Origin of the sequence: Flavobacterium wongokense (assembly GCF_021608265.1) — a bacterium.
Classification (GTDB): domain Bacteria; phylum Bacteroidota; class Bacteroidia; order Flavobacteriales; family Flavobacteriaceae; genus Flavobacterium; species Flavobacterium wongokense.
The window spans coordinates 121,556-143,683 of the sequence record NZ_JAKIHP010000003.1 but is presented as its reverse complement, the minus strand read 5'-3'; the positions used below and the strand labels follow the sequence as shown (position 1 = coordinate 143,683).

General features: G+C 38.2%; 20 protein-coding genes. 9 read left to right on the top strand and 11 right to left on the bottom strand.

Annotated elements, in window-relative coordinates; genetic code table 11:
- Window positions 1–73: 73 nt before the first annotated feature.
- Window positions 74–754, top strand: coding sequence for a hypothetical protein (locus tag L1S31_RS09915; RefSeq protein WP_236464575.1), 681 nt, complete (start codon window positions 74–76; stop codon window positions 752–754).
- 27 nt (window positions 755–781) lie between these two features.
- Window positions 782–1,255, top strand: a complete 474-nt coding sequence (locus tag L1S31_RS09910; protein ID WP_236464574.1) for a lipocalin-like domain-containing protein — start codon at window positions 782–784, stop codon at window positions 1,253–1,255.
- A 136-nt stretch (window positions 1,256–1,391) separates the two neighbouring features.
- Here the strand turns inward: L1S31_RS09910 and L1S31_RS09905 are convergent, their stop codons facing one another.
- The 11 genes from L1S31_RS09905 to L1S31_RS09855 all read right to left on the bottom strand — a co-directional run bounded on the left by L1S31_RS09905 (window position 1,392) and on the right by L1S31_RS09855 (window position 15,851).
- Window positions 1,392–2,282, bottom strand: a complete 891-nt coding sequence (locus L1S31_RS09905) for an alpha/beta hydrolase (RefSeq protein WP_236464573.1) — start codon at window positions 2,280–2,282, stop codon at window positions 1,392–1,394.
- Window positions 2,283–2,316: 34 nt separating this feature from the next.
- Window positions 2,317–7,416 (bottom strand): FIDD domain-containing protein, encoded by a 5,100-nt coding sequence (locus L1S31_RS09900; RefSeq protein ID WP_236464572.1) that lies wholly within the window; start codon window positions 7,414–7,416, stop codon window positions 2,317–2,319.
- Window positions 7,417–7,548: 132 nt separating this feature from the next.
- Entirely contained in the window at window positions 7,549–8,385 is an 837-nt protein-coding gene (locus tag L1S31_RS09895) for an ABC transporter permease (protein WP_236464571.1), read from the bottom strand.
- 9 nt (window positions 8,386–8,394) lie between these two features.
- Window positions 8,395–9,291, bottom strand: a complete 897-nt coding sequence (locus L1S31_RS09890) for an ABC transporter ATP-binding protein (protein ID WP_236464570.1) — start codon at window positions 9,289–9,291, stop codon at window positions 8,395–8,397.
- Window positions 9,292–9,341: 50 nt separating this feature from the next.
- Window positions 9,342–9,605, bottom strand: coding sequence for a DUF1660 family phage protein (locus tag L1S31_RS09885; protein WP_236464569.1), 264 nt, complete (start codon window positions 9,603–9,605; stop codon window positions 9,342–9,344).
- 119 nt (window positions 9,606–9,724) lie between these two features.
- Window positions 9,725–11,560, bottom strand: coding sequence for a BamA/TamA family outer membrane protein (locus L1S31_RS09880; protein ID WP_236464568.1), 1,836 nt, complete (start codon window positions 11,558–11,560; stop codon window positions 9,725–9,727).
- Window positions 11,561–11,687: 127 nt separating this feature from the next.
- Window positions 11,688–12,746: a nucleoid-associated protein gene (locus L1S31_RS09875; RefSeq protein WP_236464567.1), complete on the bottom strand. Its 1,059-nt coding sequence runs from the start codon at window positions 12,744–12,746 to the stop codon at window positions 11,688–11,690.
- Window positions 12,747–12,778: 32 nt separating this feature from the next.
- Window positions 12,779–13,312, bottom strand: coding sequence for an IS1096 element passenger TnpR family protein (locus L1S31_RS09870; protein WP_236464566.1), 534 nt, complete (start codon window positions 13,310–13,312; stop codon window positions 12,779–12,781).
- A 90-nt stretch (window positions 13,313–13,402) separates the two neighbouring features.
- Window positions 13,403–14,365 carry a lipid A deacylase LpxR family protein gene (locus L1S31_RS09865; protein ID WP_236464565.1) on the bottom strand — a complete coding sequence of 321 codons (963 nt, stop codon included), beginning with the start codon at window positions 14,363–14,365 and terminating at the stop codon, window positions 13,403–13,405.
- 48 nt (window positions 14,366–14,413) lie between these two features.
- Window positions 14,414–15,376 (bottom strand): lipid A deacylase LpxR family protein, encoded by a 963-nt coding sequence (locus L1S31_RS09860; RefSeq protein WP_236464564.1) that lies wholly within the window; start codon window positions 15,374–15,376, stop codon window positions 14,414–14,416.
- Window positions 15,377–15,458: 82 nt separating this feature from the next.
- On the bottom strand, window positions 15,459–15,851 hold the full coding sequence (locus L1S31_RS09855) for a hypothetical protein (RefSeq protein ID WP_236464563.1): 393 nt from the start codon (window positions 15,849–15,851) through the stop codon (window positions 15,459–15,461).
- A 458-nt stretch (window positions 15,852–16,309) separates the two neighbouring features.
- Between L1S31_RS09855 and L1S31_RS09850 the strand changes: the two genes are divergently transcribed.
- The 7 genes from L1S31_RS09850 to L1S31_RS09820 all read left to right on the top strand — a co-directional run bounded on the left by L1S31_RS09850 (window position 16,310) and on the right by L1S31_RS09820 (window position 22,125).
- Window positions 16,310–18,457 carry a TonB-dependent receptor gene (locus L1S31_RS09850; protein ID WP_236464562.1) on the top strand — a complete coding sequence of 716 codons (2,148 nt, stop codon included), beginning with the start codon at window positions 16,310–16,312 and terminating at the stop codon, window positions 18,455–18,457.
- A 121-nt stretch (window positions 18,458–18,578) separates the two neighbouring features.
- Window positions 18,579–19,205 (top strand): tetratricopeptide repeat protein, encoded by a 627-nt coding sequence (locus L1S31_RS09845; protein ID WP_236464561.1) that lies wholly within the window; start codon window positions 18,579–18,581, stop codon window positions 19,203–19,205.
- Between the two features lie 30 nt (window positions 19,206–19,235).
- The gene (locus L1S31_RS09840; RefSeq protein WP_236464560.1) at window positions 19,236–19,409 is read left to right on the top strand and encodes a hypothetical protein; all 174 of its coding nucleotides are present in this window, start codon (window positions 19,236–19,238) and stop codon (window positions 19,407–19,409) included.
- Window positions 19,410–19,423: 14 nt separating this feature from the next.
- A complete protein-coding gene (locus tag L1S31_RS09835; protein WP_236464559.1) occupies window positions 19,424–20,758 on the top strand; it encodes a 2TM domain-containing protein in 1,335 nt (444 codons plus the stop codon).
- A 2-nt stretch (window positions 20,759–20,760) separates the two neighbouring features.
- On the top strand, window positions 20,761–21,063 hold the full coding sequence (locus tag L1S31_RS09830; RefSeq protein ID WP_236464558.1) for a 2TM domain-containing protein: 303 nt from the start codon (window positions 20,761–20,763) through the stop codon (window positions 21,061–21,063).
- On the top strand, window positions 21,053–21,370 hold the full coding sequence (locus L1S31_RS09825; RefSeq protein ID WP_236464557.1) for a 2TM domain-containing protein: 318 nt from the start codon (window positions 21,053–21,055) through the stop codon (window positions 21,368–21,370). Before L1S31_RS09830 ends, L1S31_RS09825 begins: the two co-directional genes overlap by 11 nt.
- Window positions 21,370–22,125 (top strand): LytR/AlgR family response regulator transcription factor, encoded by a 756-nt coding sequence (locus L1S31_RS09820; RefSeq protein ID WP_236464556.1) that lies wholly within the window; start codon window positions 21,370–21,372, stop codon window positions 22,123–22,125. Before L1S31_RS09825 ends, L1S31_RS09820 begins: the two co-directional genes overlap by 1 nt.
- Window positions 22,126–22,128 lie beyond the last annotated feature (3 nt).

Here is a 22,128-nt window from a genome sequence, read left to right as displayed (position 1 = left end):
ATTTACAGGCTTTTTTAATCTATACTTTTGATTTCGAATTAGAAAAACATTACTAACAACTAAATCAAAACAAATGAAAAAAATAGCATTACTACTGACTATTTTAATCAGCGTGTCAATGAATGCGCAGTTTAAATTGAAGGTAAATGGTAAGCCCGTTGCCGAAACGGCTACAATCAAAGCAGAAGACATCAAAAAAATGGAAGTTGCTTTTGACAAACCAAAAAAACTGGATTATTACGGATTGGGAAAACTGATTGTTTTTTTACAATTGGTTGGTGAAGACGGGAACATAGATGAAGAATATTACTTTGTGAAAAACGGACAGAATTCCATCAAGTCATTCCTGGAAGATGTCAACAGCTACTTTCCGGTACCAAGTGATAGCGATAAGCAAAGTGAATTTGGCAGTTACAAACTTATCACAGACGAAAGTATCACAACCAAACTGAAATATTTAGGTAAGAACTATGGTTCAAAGATTGTAAAACTTAAATTTTCTATGGGTTACAGGGACAAAATCGGTTATGAGAAATATGGTGATTTGGTATACCTTATCAAACCGCAGACATGGTCGATAGACAACAACCTATTCTATACTGAAGGACAAAAGGAAAAAGAGCAGGATAAAATCGTAGCCGCACAAAAAGCTGAAGAAAAGGCCAAAGCCGATGAAGAGGCAAGAAAACAAAAGGAAATTGAAGACAAAAAAGGCAAAGGCAAAAAACTAATCAAAAACGTATTAGGCTGGTAATTTTTAAACAACTAAATATCTAAACAAATGAGAAAAACAATTTTTACAATCATGGCAGCTGCATCTTTAGCATTTGCTTCATGCGCAGACAAAACAAACAAAACCGAAGGTGATGCAGCAGGCATTGACAGTACTTTGGTTGACGCACCAATAGCTGAAGCACCAAAAGAAGAAGCATCGGTTGTAGGTGTTTGGAAACTTACCGATATGGATATGGGAATGGAAATTCCAAAAGGCAAGGAAAAGCAATTTGAGGAAATGATGGCCAAAATGAAAGCTGAAACTTCATTCACTTTCAACGAAGACGGAACAATGAGCGGTGATAATCCTGCGGTTAAGGGAATGAAAGGAACCTACACTTACGCTGATTCCAAATTGACCATCATTGATGATAAAACCAAAAAAGAGGAAGTGATGAATGTTGACGAATTATCGGCTGATAAACTGGTTATTTCAAACGAGCACAATGGCAAAAAAGCCGTGATGACTTTTTCAAAATAAAATAAGTAGTAATGAAAGGCGTAGTTGCTAATTCATGGAGCCACCAACGAAAGTTGGTGGTTTTTTTATTTTAGGAGCTTTTTCCGGCTTTCGCCTTTAGTCACTTCGTGAGCTATCGGCTTTATCCGGGCTAGGGCTATTTCTTTAACAGGAACTCCAGCGGAATATGCAGCCTTTCTGCCCACGCTTTTTCAGAATGGTTTTTCCCTCCAAAGAATCTGCTCATCCAGTTTTCGTCGGTAAATCCGGCCTCATTCAAAATATAATCAACTCTTTTCTGCAGCCTTGGATACATCTTGTCCAAATCCTGGTCTCCACAATCAAAGTAAATTTTGTGGTTTTCCTTGCTTGGAAGATGGTTTTTAAAATAATCAAAAAAAGCCTGCGGAATCGGGTTGTTCTTCAAACTCCAGGTTCCCGGCCAATGCGTGGAAATACACGCAGCACCACCAAAAACATCAGGATATTCGCAAATCGCATACATCGAAATCAATCCACCCATGCTCGAACCCGCAATAACGGTATTCGCTGCATCGGTTTTGGTAGAAAAGTTCTTGTCGATAAACGGCTTTAATTCGGTTACAATGAATTTAAGGTAATTGTCGGAACTGATTTTGCCTCCAAAAAGTGGACGGCCTTTGTCTTTATCAATATTGTAAATTGTATCCTGTACAGCCTGTGGCAAGGATTCAAAAGGCTTCTGAGGGAAAAACTCACTATGCCTCATTCCGTTAATATTTGAAATCCCAACAATGATAAACTTTTTTGTTTTTCCTTGTTCAATCAATCTTCCTGCAGTTTCGTCTGCCTCCCATTCCTGTTTGTTCCAGGTAGTGGTGGCATCAAAAAGCATTTGTCCGTCGTGCATGTATAAAACGGCATATTTTTCTTTATTGGAATAACCATTCGGAACCCAAACGTCAATGTTTCGGGATTCTACATATTCCGACTTAAAATTGGCAAAATGCTGTATTTTACCGGTAGTAACTTTTGCTTCCTGGGCATTCACCATTAGTGTAGCAAACATAAAAATTGAGGTTAAGATTTTGTATTGCATGTTTTTATCGTTTTAAAGTAAAATGGCCTCTGGCACTTCTTCCATCCTCAAATTGGATGTTGTACCAATAATCATCTGCAGGCATTGCTTTTCCATTAAAGGTTCCGTCCCAACCTTGTCCGGTAGTTCCAATCTGTTTCAGCAATTTCCCGAAGCGGTCAAAGATGTAAATGATGGAGCGGTAATTAAATTCGGCACTGACGCCTTTTGCATTCCAGTAATCGTTGATTCCGTCTCCGTTTGGTGTGAAATAATGCGGGATTCCCAATACGGGAACTGTAATTGGCCCGGTTGATCCACAATTGTTGATGTCGCGGATATAGATTTCGTGAAGCCCCATCGGGACATTATTGAAGAAATTACTTTCCTGATATGGACCGTTTACATCATCAATGGCATATTCATAATGCCCCGAACCTGTTACGTTCACCGTAATTGAATTGATGTCAGCCAAATCTACAATATCTATGTTATCAATTGTAGCCGGCTCAGAACCTGTTACATTATTCACTCTTGTTTTGGTACAGCCAAAAGCATTGGTTACATCAACACTGTAAACTCCGGGAGTATATACCACTAGCGATGGAGTAGTTACACCAGGCATCAATATGCCGTCTGTATACCATTGAAACTGATAATCCGAAGCTGGTGAACCGTCAACAATCCCAGCATCAATCAATGCTTCTGTCCTTGGAAGGCAGATGATGACATTGTTTTCCAAATCAATTTTTGGGGTTGGATGGACTACAAACGAAATGATGGTTTGCGCAGTACAAGTTGTATTTATTGGGTTTTCAATAACAACCCTTACATCCTGAGTCCCGGTTCTGAAAGGATTAGGAAGCGGACTTGGCAGCGGATTGTTATTCTGGTCAAAATAATAAACATTCATTCCGGTCTGGCTTCCCAAAATAGTCGACTGAAATGCTGACGTATCAAAATCGATAAAACTATCCTGGTTAATCGGATCGGCCTCATCATCACAGATTTTTGTCAGGCTTGCGGCAATAGGGAAGGCTTCGGGCAAATCATCCACAATGAATTGCAGTGTTTCCGTAACAAAACACGGTTGGCCACCAGTTTGCGTAGTATTATTGTTGACCCTGATTGTTATCGTTTCCGAACCATTTACCGAAAAAGGATTTGGTAACGGCGAGGAAAGTGGGGTTCCGTCAGCCCTGAAATATTCTACATTTACACCAGTTTGGCCATTCAAAACAGTACCCTGTATAGTCGAAGTGTCAAATCCATAAATTCCATCCTGGTCGTCATCGCAATGACGAATGACATTTGTAGCATTGATTGGATTTGCGGTTGGCAAAGGTTCTACAACAACATCAAAAGTCTTGTAGCCATAGCAGGAGTTGTCAATTGTACTGTCAACACGGACCCAGATTGTCTGTGAATTCGGGAAACCGGTATTGGTATAGCTGGAAATATTAGTAATTGCCAATGAATTTCCTGCCCCATCCGTTTCAGCAAGGAAGTCGGCTTCGGTTTTGTAAAATTTAATGGTTGTATTGGCCGGTAAAATTGCAGCCAGATTGTTTTGAATAGTTGTAAAATCGAAAGGCGTTCCGGTAATTCCATCGCGATTATCGTCACAGATGTACAGATTAGGAATCACATAATTTGGCGGAATCTGTGTTACGGCAACAATCAAATCGATTCGGCCAAAATTAGGGCAGCCATCTGAATTTACAACCCTTACATAAATACTTCCATTTCCGGTTGTATAAGCAATTGGATTGGCTATTAAAAAGTTGGTATCTTCCGTATTTGCACCGGCCAGAGTAGTGTAATAGGTAAATGTCTCCACCAGATGGTTTGCCGAAATCACATCGTTTTTCTGCGTCAGGTTGAAAGTCGAAATCCCATCGGTATCATCATCACATTGTTTTAGCGTGATTGGTGTTGTAAGAACCGGTAAAGGATAGGTTGTGAGCGTCGCCGAAGCAGAATCCAATCCGCAGCCATTTCCGGTTTTGATTAAATGGACACGGTATTTGTAACCCACCATTGAAGGTGTTACATTCGAAACCGTTAAAGTATTGGTCGCCGCACCTGAATAAGTGGCATCGTCAATCAAAACAGACCAGTTTGTCCCACCATCTATGGATAACTGCCATTGATATGTTGTTACGGCACTATTACTGATCGTAAAAGTAACGCTTTGGTTTTCACAAGCTATTCGGTCCTGTGGCTGGGTAGTAATCGTTATTGGTGCTGAAGTAATATAATCCGAATTTGGATTTCCATAACCGGTTCCGCTTGTTACAAGTCCGTTGTTAAGGTTTACTGCTGGTGGTGAAGTTCCTCCTAATAGTCCATCAAGGTTGCTGTCTAAATAGCCTGCCTCAATAACATCGTTGCACAAATCATTATCACTGTCCAGCTCAATATAATTGTAAATTCCATCGGCATCGGTATCGGCAATAACATAAGTGGCATTCAACACTCCGCTATCAGGTGTTGTTTCCAATGCATTGGCCAATCCGTTGGTGCCAAAATTTGCTCCGTCAATGACTCCATTACTATTCGCATCAGCCATATTGTAACCCGATTCGTCAAGGTCATGGATTCCGTCATTATCCGAATCCAAATCGAGGTAGTTTGGGACTGTATCGCTATCCGTGTCAGCGGGTAAAAGGCCTGTGCCAAAAGCGTCATCGATTCCGTCAGCGTTTACATCCACATTTGAAAGCGCAACTATATGTTGTCCCTGAGATTCTAAAAAATCGGTGATTCCATCGTTGTCACTATCATAATCGTTTTGATCGTTAATACCATCACCATCGGAATCCTTGGGAATACAGGTAGCCACGAGTCTCAAAGCAAGCCTGCTGGTATTGGTATCCGAAAGATTGATATTAGTTATAATAATCGAATTGATCAAATTCCCTCTGATGGAAAAGGTTCCTGTTCCTGCAGCTAATGGAACACTATTGTTCAATCGGATGCGCACTTCGAAAGAAGAATACTCGGTGATGCCGCTTTCGAATATTCCGTCATAATTGGTGTCAATCAATAACTGGTTATTCGGATTAAGTACGGTAAGGGTTTTATTCACAGGGCATGAAATCCTGAGTTCGGTTGAAGAATTGAATAAATCGGCCGCATTTGCCACAGAAGCATATTCTACAGCCAAACTTATGGGCGAAGTAAAATTGGCCACAGTATAACTCACAGAATTGTCAACTCCGACCGCAGCCTCAGTAACAAAGTTGCCATCGGAAGCACCTGCAATTGGTGTAAGGGAAGGAGCTCCGGTTCCTGCTGTAGCAATTGCTCCGGTATACGAATTGGAATAAGGCCCAACAGCTATTGTTCCGCTGGTTGTATTGGTTAGATTGAAATATTGATTTCCGAATGACTCGGTACAATTGGTAATTCCGTCGTTGTCATTATCAAGATCTACATTATCATTTACAGCATCGTTATCGCTGTCAAGCGGACAGGAACTCACAGGAATGATGTCGGAATCTTTAGGGCTGGTGCAACCCGCAATAGTCGCAGAAACGTAATAATAACCCGGACCGAGACCTGCAGGTGCATTCAAAGGCTGATAGGTACTGTTTGTTGCTCCGGGAATCAGCGTGTTGTTAAAATACCACTGGAACACATCAAAAGGGCTCAGGGCATTTACTTTTAAAATTGTATTGGGGATGCAGCCCAATTGGGTTGTGTCGGGTCTTGTAAAGGAAACTTCAGGTTTGAAGGTAAAACCAGAATAAAATCCACCAAAGGTTGCTGCCGCTTCAGAACCGTAAGCTGCTAAATATAATTCACTTGTTGAATAAACAGAAACGTTCCCCGTAACACCAGTCATTACGTAGGTTTCATAATTTGGATTTCCAATAACGGAAATTGGCCCGGTTACATTTACACCAATTGAGGAAAGTGCAGCTAAGGTATAATTGTTACCATCAATAATGAAATTTAGCGTTGAACCAGTTCGGGTAACCATCGTTACCCTTCCGACAAACTGGCGATTTCCGACAAAATCAATAAACGGAATATTATCAATAACCCTTGGTGTCTGACAGCTTAATGGCGGAACAAAAAATAATTCCTGATTCCTCTGGTCAATGGCGCTATCGTCACCAATTGCCTGATAGGCAAAGAGTTTTTTATCGCTGCTAACGAATAGATTTCCGTTGGCATTGTAATCATTACCGTTGAGCTCAACATATTCTCCGGCATTTATCGTGAAAGTTGGTGCCGAGCCATTTAGTGTTATCGTTGTCGCATCCTGATCGGCAATTAAAAGTATTTTTTCGACAGAATCAATCCCGGTACTTTTTATGAAAATATAATCATTGCTCGTTATCCTTTCAGCCGGTACAATCTGGTCAAAACCCAAATCAAGATTTCCTACGGCATTACTGCCTCCGAAGGAACCACAATTCAAGGCAATAGGTTTATCGGCTTCCACCAAAGAACCAATCAGTCCGTCCCTGTTCGGATCATTTGGTCCCTGAACGGCCATTACGTAACTTTCGCCTCGGTTTAAGGTTACACTAAACGGATTACTTCCGGTGGCACTGTTGATAAGCTGTACACCAGTTTTCATTCCACTAAAAGTAACAACCGTATTGTTTTCTGTTGCTAAAACAGAAACAAAAGTGTAATGGATATCAGAGTAATTTGAAACCAGGTTATTGGTAAGGGCACCAACCCTGAAACGCAATCCAAGTGCTGCCAATCCTTTTGAAACTAATTCTCCAGCCTGGTTTCCACTACCGGCAGTTACTCTTGCTGAAACATAAATCAGGTCATCGGCTTCAACAATGTATCCTTTGTTGTTAAGCACAGTGCTGGTTACGCTTGCGTCAACATGCAGTTGGGTGTCGTTGCCAAAACCAACATTGTAAACATAAGGGATATTTCGCGTTACTGTTCCGGTTATGGTATTTCCGCCAAGTTCGATGATCCTGAAATTAACCGGAGTTGTATTGGGTGTGGATATATAAATAAACTGGTCTTCGGAAGTTACACTGCCTGATCCCGAAAGAGGTGGAATGTAATGAGTTTTACTAAATTGCGAAAAACAATTTAAAGCAAAAAGTAAGGCAAATAGTGAATAAAGTAACTTCTTTTTCATTCGCTAAAATTAGCAAATAAATAAGAAAACATAAATAGAACAAGTTCTTTTTATGTTTTCTTTAAGGATTTGATTTTTTTCGCTGCGCTCCAAACAGTTCGGCTGCGCCTCGAGTGATGATTAATGATTGAACTACAAGTCCCTTTTTTGTATAATTTTATAGGAAGAAAAAATGAATATGGCTGTCCATACCAATACGATTAGGATTGATGAAAAATGAATGTCGTAATCCTTGACACTGTTCTCTCCAACGGCCATTTGTATGTTCTTTATTGCGTTGAGCCTGGTGAAGGGTTCTACAATCAAATTACTCATCGATTCCAACGGCATGTAATTGTATACTTCATCAACCCAAGGAGCACGGTTAAATAGATTAAACTTCAAGATAGCGTGGGATATATTTTCACCCATAAACCACACAAACAGGAATCCAACAGCAAAAGCGGAACGCTTAATCAATACTCCCAAGAACAGACAGAAGGCAAAGAAACCAACCAGTTTGACAAAGTAGGCAACCAAATACTGCATATCTGAAAAGACAATTCCAAATTCGGTGTAGGATGAAAAACAAAGACCTAAGATTAGCGACATTACGAACACAAAAATGGTTGAGATAAAGGCAAAAAGCACAACTGTCAGGAATTTGGAAAGTATGAATTCCTTCTTGCTCATACCATCAATAAGGTTTTGCTTCAGCGTCCCATAACTGTATTCGTTTGCCATCATTGAAACAATTACAATGGCTAAAAAGAATTTAAGGCTTGCGGCAATGTAAGTGTTGAAATGCCAGATAAAGGGGAAGTTGAAGATTCCCATTTCGGCGAAATGTATTTTGAAGTTTCCAATATCAAATTTGATGGAAGCAATCATTGCAATAAAGCACAGTATTATAAAATAGCTGATGGTTAGTATTTTACTGGCACGATTCTTCCAGATTTTTTGCAATTCTATGGCGAGTAATCTTTTCATTTTCGGCTTTTATTTATTGGTTAATTCCAGGAATTGTTCTTCGAGGCTCATTTTTTTGAATACCAAATGGTTGAGGTAAATCCCTTTTTCTGCCAAATAACGATTCAAAAGCCATGCATCAAATTTGTTTCGGAAATGCGCTATTACTTTTCCTTCGCGTTCAAAAACCTGGTCAACCTCAGGATGGTTTTTAAGGATTAGCATCAGTTGGGCGTTACTTTCAGCCTGAAGTTCAAAAAAGCCATTTTGATTGGTCATTCCATCCACTGTACCACAATATAAAACCTGTCCAAAACGCAAAACCAAAACATGGCTGCAGACTTTTTCTACTTCGTCCAATAAATGCGAAGCCAAAAGAATGGTAGTTCCTTGTGAAGCAATCAAACGGATAATATCCCGGATTTGATGGATTCCCTGCGGATCCAAACCATTGGTTGGTTCGTCCAGAATTAAGATTTCAGGGTCGTTCAATAGGGCAGAAGCAATCGCTAAACGTTGTTTCATCCCTAACGAGAAAGTTTTGAATTTGCTGTCTTTCCTGTCGATAAGCCCAACAACGTCAAGTTTTTCATTTACTTTAGAATAATCGATGTTTTTGATTTTGCAGACCAATTCCAGGTTTTCCCTGGCAGTCATGTAGGGATAAAAATTGGGACGCTCAATAATGGCTCCAACTTTTTTTAAGGCTTCGTGGGTTTCCATTGAGCCACCAAACCAATTGTATTCACCAGAAGTTTTATTAACCACATTCAGGACAATTCCCAAAGTTGTAGATTTTCCTGAACCATTCGGGCCAAGGATTCCGTAGACATTACCTTTTTGTATTTCGAGGGAAACGTTATTTACAGCATGGATCTTGCCATAACGTTTATGTAGGTTTTTAATAGAAAGAATTGAAGATTCCAAAGGTCAGTTTTTAAGGTTTTTTTACATAGGACGAATAAAACCTTTTTTTGTTACTGCTCTTTTTTAAAGTAAAATTTGGATAAAAATTGCTTCTTCAAATTAAGGTAAAACAGCGTTTCATTGATCTCTTTTAGCTGAGAGGTCAATGTAATTTTATGTCCTCGGGTGTCATTGGTTGCCTGCATTTTGCAAATGCTGCATTCATATTCGCTAAAATGATTGTTGACTTTTTTAATTTCAACATAATGGTGCCCAAGTAGGGAACAGCGGTAATTTTTTTTCACCATTCCTTCAGTTAAGTAGTTTGCTTTCATGATGATAGGGTTTGGATTATTCTCGAATTAAATTTATTGCATTATCGTTGAAAAGCAAAAATTAATCGTTGAAATACACTATTTATGTGATTTATAATAGGTTAAACTTACAAAAATATTTATTTGTAAGGAACTATTGTTGGCTCCCCAATTTCGAATTCGGGCAAAACCAAATCATCATTTTTGAAAGTATTGGTCTTTATCAGGTTAGTGCCTTGATAAGGTATTGATGGATAGAAGGAAAAGGAAACCTGAAAACTATTAAATACGAGGTAATCATTATTTATCATAACGCCTAAGCTGAAAATGGAATATACTTTATCAATAAATAATTTATGGTTTTCATCACCCAGGACGCCTACATTCATATTAAAAAATGGACTAAAGTGAAAGCCATGCCAATTTCCCGGCACATAAGTTTGGGTCTGGAAAGTTGTGAAAAGCTTTTTCGTTCCATTGATCAAAGGATTGTCAAATCCAGAAATTCCGTTTTGTTCATTAATCGTAACCCGGTCTTTTATAATATCAACCCTATGATTTCCCAGTACCAATGTGGGCTTGATAAACTGCCTGACTCTCCAGCTGCCAATTGACATCAGGTTCGTAAAATAGTTGGCTTCAACCCTTAGCGTTGTCTGTTGGGATTTATTACCATCAAAAAAACTTCCGGCTTCAATATTTATTCCTGCATAGCCAATAGGGAAATAGGTTCCGTAGGCGATTCGACCACCAAAGTAAGCTCTTTTATGATTGTTTTTATCCTGGAATCCTCCGGTTATAGAATATACCTGTCCATACGGAACGTCTTCAATAATCCCAAAATTGAATAAATATTTGTCTTCCTGGTATTTCCTGCTGTTAAGACCAATGGTCGTTAGATATAATTTTTCGGATGCAAAAAAATGCTGCGGGTCATAAGTTATAGTTGGGTTGTCTTTATAGGAAACCTGTTTGTAACCAAAGGTTGTAACCAGATTAGTTGTCCTAAAATCTTCACTTCGGCCTTTAAAAATCCTAAACGAATGACCAGCCCAATATTGCTGTGTTTCCAGTTTGAAATCCTGATTTTGGAAAACACCATTGTTGTCCGGTAAGGAATCTACATAAAATTTGTTTTCAAAATAGGCACCATAGGCAAGCCTTGTCAATGGAGAAAAGAATCGTCTCTCAAGCTTTGCACTTCGCGTCACGTTATCATTTAAATCATTTTCGTATTTAAAGGTCGCTTTAATATAAGTGTCCCGGATGTTGTTTATTGTATAACTTCCGGTGTAGGCCCTTTTATTATCTTCAAATCTTCTCGAAAATTCATTGTCAATTTCATGGCCTAAACCAAAAAAATTCCTTTCGGTCAAATCAAATCTTCCTTTAGAACCCGAGATTGCGCCAGTCGGAATCAAACTCCAGGAATCCAAAACCCTAATGGAAACATCAACGGAATCACTGCCTGGAAGGTCGACAGGTTTGATAATTACCCTTCTCACATAACGCTGCTTTCTGATCAAACGTTCCGATTCTTTAACTGCCAAAGAGTCTAATGGATGGTTTTTCTTGAAAAGCAATAAGTTCCTAATGGTCCAGTTTTTAGTTCTTAAGTGTAGTGTATTCCCAAATTTTTCAAACCCTTTTTCCGGCTCGTCTTTATAATTTTCAACAGAATACCCAAAAGGATCTAAGGTTTCAATTTTAATATCGCGGATGATTTTGCCTTCATTGCGGTCAAAAGACTTTTTGATAAAGAACTCTTTTCGTGCATTTTTTTGGGATTTGGTTTCGCTTCTTTTGGCTTTGAATAATAAACGGTAGATGAATTTATTGAAACCACTTTTTTGAGAGTAATTCTCAATTTTCTTGTACACTTTCACCGAATCATTCCCGCTGTTCTTTACCTGAGCCTCACATATGGCGCATGCAAAAAGGAAAAATAAAAAAAAGTAGCGGTATTTGATTTTCATAGCAAACAAATATAGTGGCTTTTATGAATTTTAATTTACACAATTTACAGTTTTATTTGTGCCAGGAAATGAAAAAATCCCCAGTTGATAAAATCAATTGAGGATTGTATTGTGTAAACAGAATCGGTTACGATTTCTGTTCCTTATTGAAATATACCAAGTAATAATACATCTGTTTCTCTTCGTCCCAACCTTTTTCAACAAACTTTTCAGCGCTTTCCGGATTGATGAAATCCAGTTTGATTTGAATGTTAGTGTCCAAATTAATCACATTCTTAATCGATTTTCTTGCGTCAGAAACAGCTGCATTTGCAATTGGAAAAGTTGTCACATCTTCGATGCTGTATTTCTCACCTTTGTCGACCTTGTAGTTTTTGAATTCCGGAATCAGATCAGGATTATCCAAAACCTCATTCAGGAAATTGCTTTCCTCAAACTGGTCGTTTTTGGCAAAATAATTCACCGAACGGTTCATGAACATTACTTCCTCCTTTTTGTCTTCTGCAGGAAAAACTACGTCTTTTGCAAATCCCTGGCAGAATTTCAAATACTTTTTGGTAATGAAATTTTCATCCTGGAACGCATCGACAGAAAGGAAATGCTCCAACCAATAACGCGTATCGTATCTATTGCTGTCAATCGAAAGGATTTTGTAACCTTCCTCTTTTTTGTAATTAAAGATAAGGCAGCCTTTGTCCAGTTTGTTCAGGTTAATTCCCTGCTGTAAAATCATCTGTAGCGTTTTTCCTTTTTCTTCAAACTGCATAAAATCAGACATGATTTCGCTTTTGAAAACGCCAATCGCATCAACCACATTGTTGTCAATGCTAAGGTTGGTCAGGTAAGCAACATAAACCTCTCCGTTCTTGATGTGTGGATGATTTGACTGCTCAAAAAGATGATTGGTAATTTTCTTCGAAACTTCATGTATTTCACTTGGATTAGTAAAAATCTCCGAAGCAAAGTTGAACATTTCATTGTATTCCAAATCCACATCGTGTGCAAACTGGAAATAGTTTTCTTCCTTTTCGCGAAACGATTTGAAGAAAAATTCCTTTAACAGTGGAACAATTTCGTCATTAAGGCTGTATGGTTCTTCCGAAAGGAAAACACTTTCATTTCGGCTTTTGTTTCCAATCCTGTGGATTGATAATGACTCGATGTGAGTATTAAATAGGTTGATCATTTGTGGTTTTCTCCTTCTTTATTTTCTTAAAACTAATTCCAATTTTCCTCGAATCCGTAATCTTCAAAGCTATCGTCTCCAAAGCCATCCAAATCGTCATCGTCTAAGTCGTCTTCAAATTCTGAATAGAAGTCATCATTCTCTGCTTCAAATTCCTTGTCCGGAGCACTCTCAGGTAATTCTCCGTGGGAAAACAGCAAAGCAGGATAAGTTGCTCCGGCTTCAGCTTCTTCAATGGCTGCCAATTCAACCAGGAATGTCCACATATTGATGAAATCGTATACATAAATGATTTTGGTTTGCTCCTCATCAAGCAAATGATTTAACGGATAATCCGCCATTGTTTTTTGTTCGCCAGGCGTATCTCCGGTATCAAACATTGGAATTTCGTCTTCCTGGTTCCAGGTATCATCACAAGTATAAAAAGAAGCAACTTCCAGTCCGTCAAAGCCAAAAGCATTTACAATGGCATTGTGCAAATCTTCTAGAGTATCTTCTTCCTGAATGGCAATATCCCTGAAAATATCTTCTTCTGCGTCAAGAATTGCCCTGAATTTATAAATCATAATCGTAATATTTGTAAGCCTGCAAAGGTAATTTATAAATTGTAATTTCGAATGCCGATTTGAGAATTGTTGAAAAGATTTTAATCTGTTTTATAATTTAAATCCTATTCGGATTCCTCCCCATTTGTGAGAGCTTCCCGAACTGAATTCGCGCGTGAGCAATGATCGCGAATATTCAAGGAAAAGCCAGCGGTACTGTAATACAATTCCAAAATTATTCTGAAGTGTAAACCGTTCCATCTCATTGGCCGGAATGGTATAAACACTTTTTTTGTTAAAAAATCCGCCCTGAAGTGTAGCATCATAACCAATTGCATTTATCATTGGCTGCGAATAACAATAAAGCTGGAATTTGTTTTTGTCCCTGACAGATGTGAAAGGGGAATTGATAATTCCCAACGTAGCATTAAAGCCAACGGAAGCATTGGTGAATAAGGTTCCCAATCTCAGGGTTGCATTGGTTTGGACTGTAAAAAAATCATGAAACCTGAGCAGCTGTTTTTCATAACTTATCTCATAATTCACAACCGCGTCATTTTTAATTTGGTTATACCAACCTAATGGAATGGTGTTTCCTGTTGCTTGATGAATTGCAGTCTGCATATCACCACCAAAAGCTCCGGGACCAATAATACCGAGATTTAACGATGAAACAATCCGTGATTTATTGATGGTGTCTGTTGCAATGGAAAAACTTTTCAGCATAATGACCGCTGCAAAAGGCCTGTCTCCAAACTGTATTTGATCGCTTGCTATGTTATTTGCGGTAAAACCAATATGCTCCAAAGCAATGCCATACTTCTTTTCACTTTTTTTGGGTTTGATAAAAAGATAATTAATTGGATTTTTGATTAATTCCGGAGCGACTAATTCAAAATTATATCCTTGAGTGTAATCCTTATCGGTTGAAGTGAAATAATCATTGTCATAATGAAATCGGAAATAATTGTTGCTCTTTATATCCCGGAAGGAAGCCATATTGTCAATTTTCTGACCTATGGAAATGGCAGGTATTAAAAGCGAAATGGATAATAGCAGTTTTAGTATTTTCATAACACCATCTACGAAATTATGAGTTGTTAAGTTTACGATGCTTTTGAATTAAAATTTATATCCAACACGCATTCCGCCCCAATCGTGTGCTTTGGCAGTGCTGATTTCACGGGTTAGGAAAGTCTGCACGTATTCAAGGTAAAATCGGTTAAACTGAAGGACGATGCCCAAATTATCCTGAAGCGTAAACCGCTCTATATCACTATTCGGAATTGTATACGGACTATCATTATTAAAAATTCCGCCCTGCAGTGTAGCATCATACCCAATTGCATTTACAAGTGCCTGATTGTATAAATAGACTTGAAATTTAGTATTGCTTTTTGCAGCTGTGAAAGGTGAATTGATGATTCCCAGGCTTGCATTCAATCCCAACGAAGCATTGGTAAATAAGGTCCCAACTTTTAAACCGCCATTGAACTGAAGCGAGAAAAAATCATTCAACCGAAGCAATTGTTTTTCATAACTTAAATCATAGTTTAACACCAAATCATTCCTAATCTGGTAATACCAGCCGTTGGGTGTTTCGCTTCCTGTGATTTGATGGATTATTTTCTGCATGTTGCCACCTCCGGCACCTTGCCCAATAAGCCCTAAACTCAACGATGAAACAATCCGCGATTTATGAATGGTGTCGGTAGCAATGGCGAAACTTTTTACCATAAATGCCGCCGCAAATGGGCGTTGACCGTATTGAATTTGATAAGTGTCTAAAGTATCTGGTGTGTAAACAATATGCTCGATTGCAAGGCCGAATCGGGTTTCGCTTTGTTTAGGTGAAATGAGAAGATAGTTGACAGGATTTTTTTTCAGCCAGGAATCAACTAACTCCAAGCTGATTCCCTGTGTATAATCGAAATCAGATAGAGTAAAAAAGTCATTATCATAATTGATCCTGATATAATTTTGGCTTTTGATATCACGGAAAGATGCAGTATTGTCTATTTTTTGCCCCAATAATGCCATTGGGATAAAAAGCAAAAACATCATTATAGGTCTAAGCATTTCCATATATAACAATTACATATGAAAATTAATACTTAAATGCTTAAATCAGTTATAAAATTTCAAAAAAACTAGCAGGATTTACGTGCTATTTATCGTTTAGGCAAAGCTCAACAATTGAGTGAAAAACTTCATTCAATTTGGTTAACGTAAGCCTTACTTCATTGTCATCGATATTCTGTTGTACCAAAAAATCCACCAGCTTGGTTTGCTTCTTTAGCGTAAGCAGTGTTTCAAGTATTTTAGGATTGCGGTATTCTGCCGGCATTCCTTCAATGGATAGTTCCTCTGCTTTTTCAACTAAAATCCTCGAATTCGATTTTATCACATCGAGATTTCCTTTCTCTGAAGCATAAAAAGATTTTGCTAAAATTTCGTAGTAAATTTTGATTTGTGGCCAGCCTTCGGTAAAGGCTTTAGCTGATGCAGAATTTAATGTAAATAAATTCGCAGACGCAAAAAGCGATTTAAAAAATTTCATTATTGTAGGTAAGTTTTGGTACCACAATTCTAGTGATTTTTATTCTTTTTTAAAGTTAAAAATTGAATTATTTTATCTGATTTATCAAATGCTTTATCAACATAGTGACTGTTAGCAACATAAAAAAACATCGACGAAATGCACCGAATTTGAAAGATTTGTAACTCTATCGAGTTTTGGGGTATTTTATCGATTAAGTTAGACAGGAAATGATGAAACAAGTAATTTAGCCTCAGATAATTAATAAAACAAAAGAATAAACTACTTACTTTAAAAGGGAGGAAATTCTTATAAGATAAATATCCTGTCAGATAATTAATAATTCAAACTGAAAAAAACCTGTTCCTAACCGAACAGGTTTTTTTTTGCAGTTCATCCTCAAAAAATAACAATTCGGTAAACATAAATTGCATAGTTTTAGTCCTTGATGGAAATTTGCTCCATCAAAACCTAACCACATGAAGACTTTTTACACTTTTACACTTTTATTGATTGCTTATATCAGCAATGCGCAGCAAACCATTTCAGGAACAGTTGTCGATGAAAAAAATAAACCAATCGCAGGCGCTAATGTTTTTATTGATGGCACTTACGATGGCGCATCAACAGACGAAAAGGGAACCTTTAGTTTTCAGACTACAGCTTCAGGAAACCAGACTCTGGTAATCAGCTTCCTGACATTTGAAACTTTAAAATTAACCATTGACGCCAATAACTGTAAAGACAAAATGTTTAAGCTTAAGGAAAGTGTGAATACGCTCGATGCGGTAGTTATTACTGCAGGGAGTTTTAACGCGGGTGACAAAAGCAGGGTTTCGGTTTTGAAACCGTTGGATATTGTTACCACAGCAGGTTCGGCAGGAAATATTATCGCAGCATTGCAGACTTTACCCGGAACCCAAAACGTGGGAGAAGATGGAAGGTTGTATGTGCGTGGTGGTGAAGCCGACGAAACCCAGACTTTTGTGGATGGAATCCGCGTTGCGCAGCCTTATGGCGCAACAACCAATAATCTGCCTACTCGAGGACGTTTTTCCCCGTTCCTGTTTAGCGGAATGTCATTTTCAACAGGTGGTTATTCTGCGGAATATGGTGAAGCCTTATCAAGTGTTCTATTATTGAATACGCAGGATGAAGCCGACCAGAACAAAACCGATATTTCCTTTATGACTGTTGGTTTGGGATTGAGCAATACGCAGAAATGGAAAAAGAGTTCTTTGAGCGTCAACACCGCATATATTGATTTGGCTCCCTATCAGGTGGCAATTCCGCAGGATGTTGATTGGAACAAACCGTATCAGTCACTTTCGGGTGAAACGGTCTATCGCTATAATTTTGCCAATGGAATTTTCAAAGCCTATGCTGCTTTTGATGCTTCACGTTTTGATTTGAACCAGGAAGATATCAATGCGACGGAAAAGGTCCGCGTCAACCTAAACAACAACAATTTTTATTTCAACAGTTCCTACAAAGGGAATTTCAGCGGAAACTGGCAGATATTCACTGGTGTGAGCTATGGTTACAGCCATAACAAAATCTTTTTGAATGCGCTTGATATTACCAGTGTTGAACATGCGTCTCATTTAAAATTGAAGTTTACCAAAAAACTTTCAGACCGTGTAAAACTGAATTTTGGCTCGGATTATTTTATCACAAAGTTTGATGAGGAGGTTAGTGATGTGCTGAATGTTGGTTATGATTCAAACATTGCGGCAGTGTACACCGAAGCCGATATTTTCTTTTCTAAAAAGTTTGCAGCCAAATTTGGGGTAAGGGCTTCTAATAATGATTACATTAATGAAAGCAGTATTTCTCCAAGAGCTTCATTAGCGTATAAAGTTTCGAAAAACGGACAGTTTGCGTTTGCTTATGGGAATTTTGAACAGGCACCAAGACAGGAGTATTTAAAGTTTTCTGATAATTTCACTAATGAAAAAGCTTCGCATTACATCCTGAATTATCAATATACAAAAAACAGCAGGACATTGCGTGCAGAGGTTTATTATAAAGGCTATTCCGATTTGGTGAAATACGACACTGACAGGCCACAAGTTGAAACAATCTCAAACTATTCCAATAACGGAAAAGGTTTTGCCAAAGGGATTGACATTTTCTGGAGGGATGGATACAGCATCAAGAATCTGGAATATTGGTTTTCGTATTCCTACATCGATACCAAAAGGGATTACCAAAATTTCCCGGTTGAGGCAACGCCAAGTTTTGTGGCTACACACGGTGCGTCATTGGTGACTAAATATTGGATTTCGGATTGGAAATCACAAATTGGCTTAACACAACAATTCAGTTCAGGCCGACCTTATAATGATAAGAATCAGCCTGCTTTTATGAATGGAAGAACCAAATCATACAGCAGCCTTAGCTTTAGTTGGGCCTATTTATTATCGCAACAAAAAATACTGTATTTTTCAGTTTCCAATGTTTTGGGAACACAGAATATCTATGGTTACAATTATACCAATGAGCCAGACCCAAGTGGATTTTACGACAGGAAAGCAGTTACGCCAACAGCCGACAGATTCTTCTTTATCGGTTTCTTTTGGACCATCAGCGATAATAAGAAAGACAACCAGTTGAAGAACCTTTAACAGTTCATCCACTAAATTCTACAATTCGGTAACTATAAGTTTTATAAGAACCACAACAACAATAATTTTACATCAGAATTTTAAAAACAAAGTTTCAATATCAATCTAAACAATTACAAAAATGAAAACAATTATTACATCAATCGCAATTTTTGTCTGCTCAATTTTATCGGCACAAACCCAGTACGAACAAGGAATGGGAAAAGCAATGCAGCTTTGGGGAGAAGGGAAAAACAGTGAAGCCGTGGCAACATTTGAGCGCATCGCATCTGTTGAACAAACAAATTGGCTTCCGAATTATTACATCGCGTTTATCAACACGATTGAAACATTTGGAACAAAAGACAAGGAAAAAGCGGCAGCACTCATTAGCAAAGCCCAGGATGCACTTGACAATGCCACAGCAATCAGCCCAAACAATACCGAAATCATGGTGGTTCAGGCGATGCTTTACACCGCAATCCTGGTTCAGGATCCAATGGCAAACGGGCAAAAATACGGAGCCTTGGCGATGGAGCAGTACAACAAAGCCTTAATCATTGATCCAAAAAACCCAAGAGTGGTTTTCTCTAAAGCAGAATTTGAAATTGGCGGCGCCAAATATTGGGGAACTGATACCAAACCGATGTGCGAGGCGATTGCCAAATCATTGGAACTTTTTGCTAACTTTAAGCCAGAAAGCCAGTTCCATCCAAGTTGGGGTGCAGACAGGGCAAAACAGGCATTGGAAAATTGCAATAAAAAATAATCCATTAATTATAACCTAAACATAAGAATCATGGAAAATCAAGGAAAAGACCATAACAAAATTGCAGGAACCATCTTTGTTGGATGCATGTTCATCGGAATTGCCATAGGAATGGCAATGGGCAATGTAGCCGTTGGAACCTTAATCGGAATGGGAGTCGGATTTATAGTATCTGCCTTTTACAAATCTGAAAAAAATAAATAAAACAAATCCGGGAAATGAAACCTTTTCAAAATCTACTTCCAAAAACCCTTTTACTGACGGTTATTATTTTCATAGCCATACAATTGCTGAATGTGATTTTAGGAAACCAAATTCATTTCAATTACAATCTGGCAATAGCTTTTGGGTATTGCTTTTTATATACTTTTCTGCTTTCGTATGCTAATTGGGGTTTGTTTTATTACCTAGACCGGATTTTTCAGTCCAATCGTTTTTCGACCAAAAGGATTATCATTGGTTTCTTCGGCTCGTTTTCAGTTACGCTAATCGTAATTTTTCTGTTGCGTACTTTTGAGGAAGTGATTGTAAACCAAAAGAGTTTTGATAATTATCTGAAAAATGAAAGCCCTGCAAATTACATAGTATCGGTGGTTATTACGTTCATCGTTTCCTTGTCATTTTATGCTTTTTATTTCTTCAAGGCGTATAACGACAGCAAGGTAAAGGAACAAAAAATCATAGCGGGAACAGCTTCGGCGCAGTTTGAAAGCCTTAAAAACCAAATCGACCCGCATTTCCTGTTCAACAGCCTGAACGTATTAAGTTCTTTGATTGAGGAAAACCCCGATAATGCACAACGGTTTACGACTTCATTGTCTAAAATCTACCGCTACGTTTTGGAGCAAAAGGATAAGGAACTGGTTTCGGTTTCTGAGGAATTGGCTTTCGCCAAAACCTATATGAACCTTTTGAAGATGCGCTTTGAAAACAGCATTACGTATGAAATCCCAACCGATTTTGATAATGCTGAAGCAAAAGTAGTCCCGTTGTCATTGCAGCTTTTGCTGGAAAATACCATCAAGCACAATGTGGTGAGCGAACAAAAACCATTGCACATTAAGATTTACATCGAAAACAATTACCTAATCGTTGAAAACAATCTTCAAAAGAAAGAAGTACTGCAGGATCGAAGAGGCGTTGGGCTGCAGAACATTGTCAACCGTTACGGACTCATTTCCGAGCGCAAAATGCTGATTGAGCAGAACGAAAACTATTTCAAGGTAAAAATTCCAATATTGACAAAACAAATTGCTTTTATGGAAACACAAAACATATACAACGAAAACATGGCTTTTATGAGAGCCAAAGACCGGGTTGAAAAACTCAAAGGATTTTATGGAAACTTAATTTCGTATTGCTGCGTAATTCCGGTCTTGATATTCATCAATCTAAGGGTTACAGGATCTTTCCAATGGTTTTGGTTCCCAATGTTCGGCTGGGGAATGGGACTGTGCTTTCATGCCATCGAAACATTTGGATATGGAAAATCATGGGAGGAAAAGAAAATCCAGGAGATTTTAAATAAAGACAAACAGACTAAATGGAATTAATCATGGAACAATTTAATCAGGAATACGAAAGATACCAACGAGCCCAAAAACAGGTAAATGAAATCAAGGGATTTTATGGAAATTTAGCAATGTACATTACAGTAAATTTATTTTTGATGTTCATCAATTTAAAATATTCACCAGAATATCTTTGGTTCTTCTGGCCATTGTTAGGATGGGGAATAGGCGTGGTTTTCCACGGAATGAAAGCGTTCAATTATACGCCATTCTTGGGAAGGGAATGGGAAGAAAGGAAAATGAAGGAGTTTATGGATAAAGAAAAACAACAAAACAATGGACAATAATACCAACCTGACACAAGACGAAATCAAATACCAACAGGCATTAAAACGCGTTAAGCGGATCAAAGGTTTTTATACGCATTTAATGGTTTACGTGGTAATCAACACCGCGCTGATAATAGTGAATACTTCAAATTCGACTGAAAACTTTTGGCGATGGCAGACTTTCAATACCGTTTTCTTTTGGGGAATTGGTTTGACCGCACATGGATTTTCAGTTTTTATGCCGGGAATCATTATGGGCAAGGATTGGGAAGAAAGAAAGATTAAGGAATTGATGGAAAAGGAAAAACAAAATAAATGGGAGTAATGAATATTATCATTATAGAAGACGAAAAACCCGCAGCACGATTGCTACAGCGCAAGGTTGAAAAACTCGGCATGCAGGTGAATATTTTACTGCATTCTGTAGAAGAATCGATTCAGTGGTTCAATTCGAATGCGCATCCCGATTTGATTTTCCTGGACATCCAATTATCCGATGGTCTATCGTTTGAAATTTTTGAAACCATCGACATCAAAAGTGCTGTAATTTTTACCACGGCTTATGACGAATACGCGTTGCGTGCCTTTAAACTGAACAGTATTGATTATCTTTTGAAACCTATTGATGAAGACGATTTGGAAACCGCCGTCAATAAATTCAAAGCGCGGAATATCAGTGCACCCAACTTGTCGCTCGACTTTGAAATGATCAAGAAAATGCTGGTAAATCCGTTAGAACGAAATTATAGAAAACGCTTTACCATCAAAATGGGGCAACAGCTTAAAATGGTAAATATTGAGGAAGTCGAATGTTTTTACAGCGAAAACAAAGGAACGTACCTGCACACTTTTGACAATCGCGATTACCTGCTTGATATCACTCTGGAGCAACTCGAGACTGAACTCGATCCAAAAGATTTTTACCGCGTTTCCCGCAAATTCATTGTGCCTATGAAAGGCATTAAGGAAATCCAGCTTCACAGCAATTCAAGACTCAAAGTCATTTTACCAACCTACAAAGACGATGAGGTTATTGTGGCTAGGGAAAGGGTAAATGATTTTAAGGAATGGTTGGGTTAAACC

Excerpts from the sequence above, each read along its gene's own strand:
- L1S31_RS09915 (WP_236464575.1), top strand. The coding sequence starts at position 74 with ATGAAAAAAATAGCATTACTACTGACTATTTTAATCAGCGTGTCAATG.
- L1S31_RS09910 (WP_236464574.1), top strand. The coding sequence starts at position 782 with ATGAGAAAAACAATTTTTACAATCATGGCAGCTGCATCTTTAGCATTT.
- L1S31_RS09905 (WP_236464573.1), bottom strand. The coding sequence starts at position 2,282 with ATGTTTGCTACACTAATGGTGAATGCCCAGGAAGCAAAAGTTACTACC.
- L1S31_RS09900 (WP_236464572.1), bottom strand. The coding sequence starts at position 7,416 with ATGAAAAAGAAGTTACTTTATTCACTATTTGCCTTACTTTTTGCTTTA.
- L1S31_RS09895 (WP_236464571.1), bottom strand. The coding sequence starts at position 8,385 with ATGAAAAGATTACTCGCCATAGAATTGCAAAAAATCTGGAAGAATCGT.
- L1S31_RS09885 (WP_236464569.1), bottom strand. The coding sequence starts at position 9,605 with ATGAAAGCAAACTACTTAACTGAAGGAATGGTGAAAAAAAATTACCGC.
- L1S31_RS09880 (WP_236464568.1), bottom strand. The coding sequence starts at position 11,560 with ATGAAAATCAAATACCGCTACTTTTTTTTATTTTTCCTTTTTGCATGC.
- L1S31_RS09875 (WP_236464567.1), bottom strand. The coding sequence starts at position 12,746 with ATGATCAACCTATTTAATACTCACATCGAGTCATTATCAATCCACAGG.
- L1S31_RS09870 (WP_236464566.1), bottom strand. The coding sequence starts at position 13,312 with ATGATTTATAAATTCAGGGCAATTCTTGACGCAGAAGAAGATATTTTC.
- L1S31_RS09865 (WP_236464565.1), bottom strand. The coding sequence starts at position 14,365 with ATGAAAATACTAAAACTGCTATTATCCATTTCGCTTTTAATACCTGCC.
- L1S31_RS09860 (WP_236464564.1), bottom strand. The coding sequence starts at position 15,376 with ATGGAAATGCTTAGACCTATAATGATGTTTTTGCTTTTTATCCCAATG.
- L1S31_RS09855 (WP_236464563.1), bottom strand. The coding sequence starts at position 15,851 with ATGAAATTTTTTAAATCGCTTTTTGCGTCTGCGAATTTATTTACATTA.
- L1S31_RS09850 (WP_236464562.1), top strand. The coding sequence starts at position 16,310 with ATGAAGACTTTTTACACTTTTACACTTTTATTGATTGCTTATATCAGC.
- L1S31_RS09845 (WP_236464561.1), top strand. The coding sequence starts at position 18,579 with ATGAAAACAATTATTACATCAATCGCAATTTTTGTCTGCTCAATTTTA.
- L1S31_RS09840 (WP_236464560.1), top strand. The coding sequence starts at position 19,236 with ATGGAAAATCAAGGAAAAGACCATAACAAAATTGCAGGAACCATCTTT.
- L1S31_RS09835 (WP_236464559.1), top strand. The coding sequence starts at position 19,424 with ATGAAACCTTTTCAAAATCTACTTCCAAAAACCCTTTTACTGACGGTT.
- L1S31_RS09830 (WP_236464558.1), top strand. The coding sequence starts at position 20,761 with ATGGAACAATTTAATCAGGAATACGAAAGATACCAACGAGCCCAAAAA.
- L1S31_RS09825 (WP_236464557.1), top strand. The coding sequence starts at position 21,053 with ATGGACAATAATACCAACCTGACACAAGACGAAATCAAATACCAACAG.
- L1S31_RS09820 (WP_236464556.1), top strand. The coding sequence starts at position 21,370 with ATGAATATTATCATTATAGAAGACGAAAAACCCGCAGCACGATTGCTA.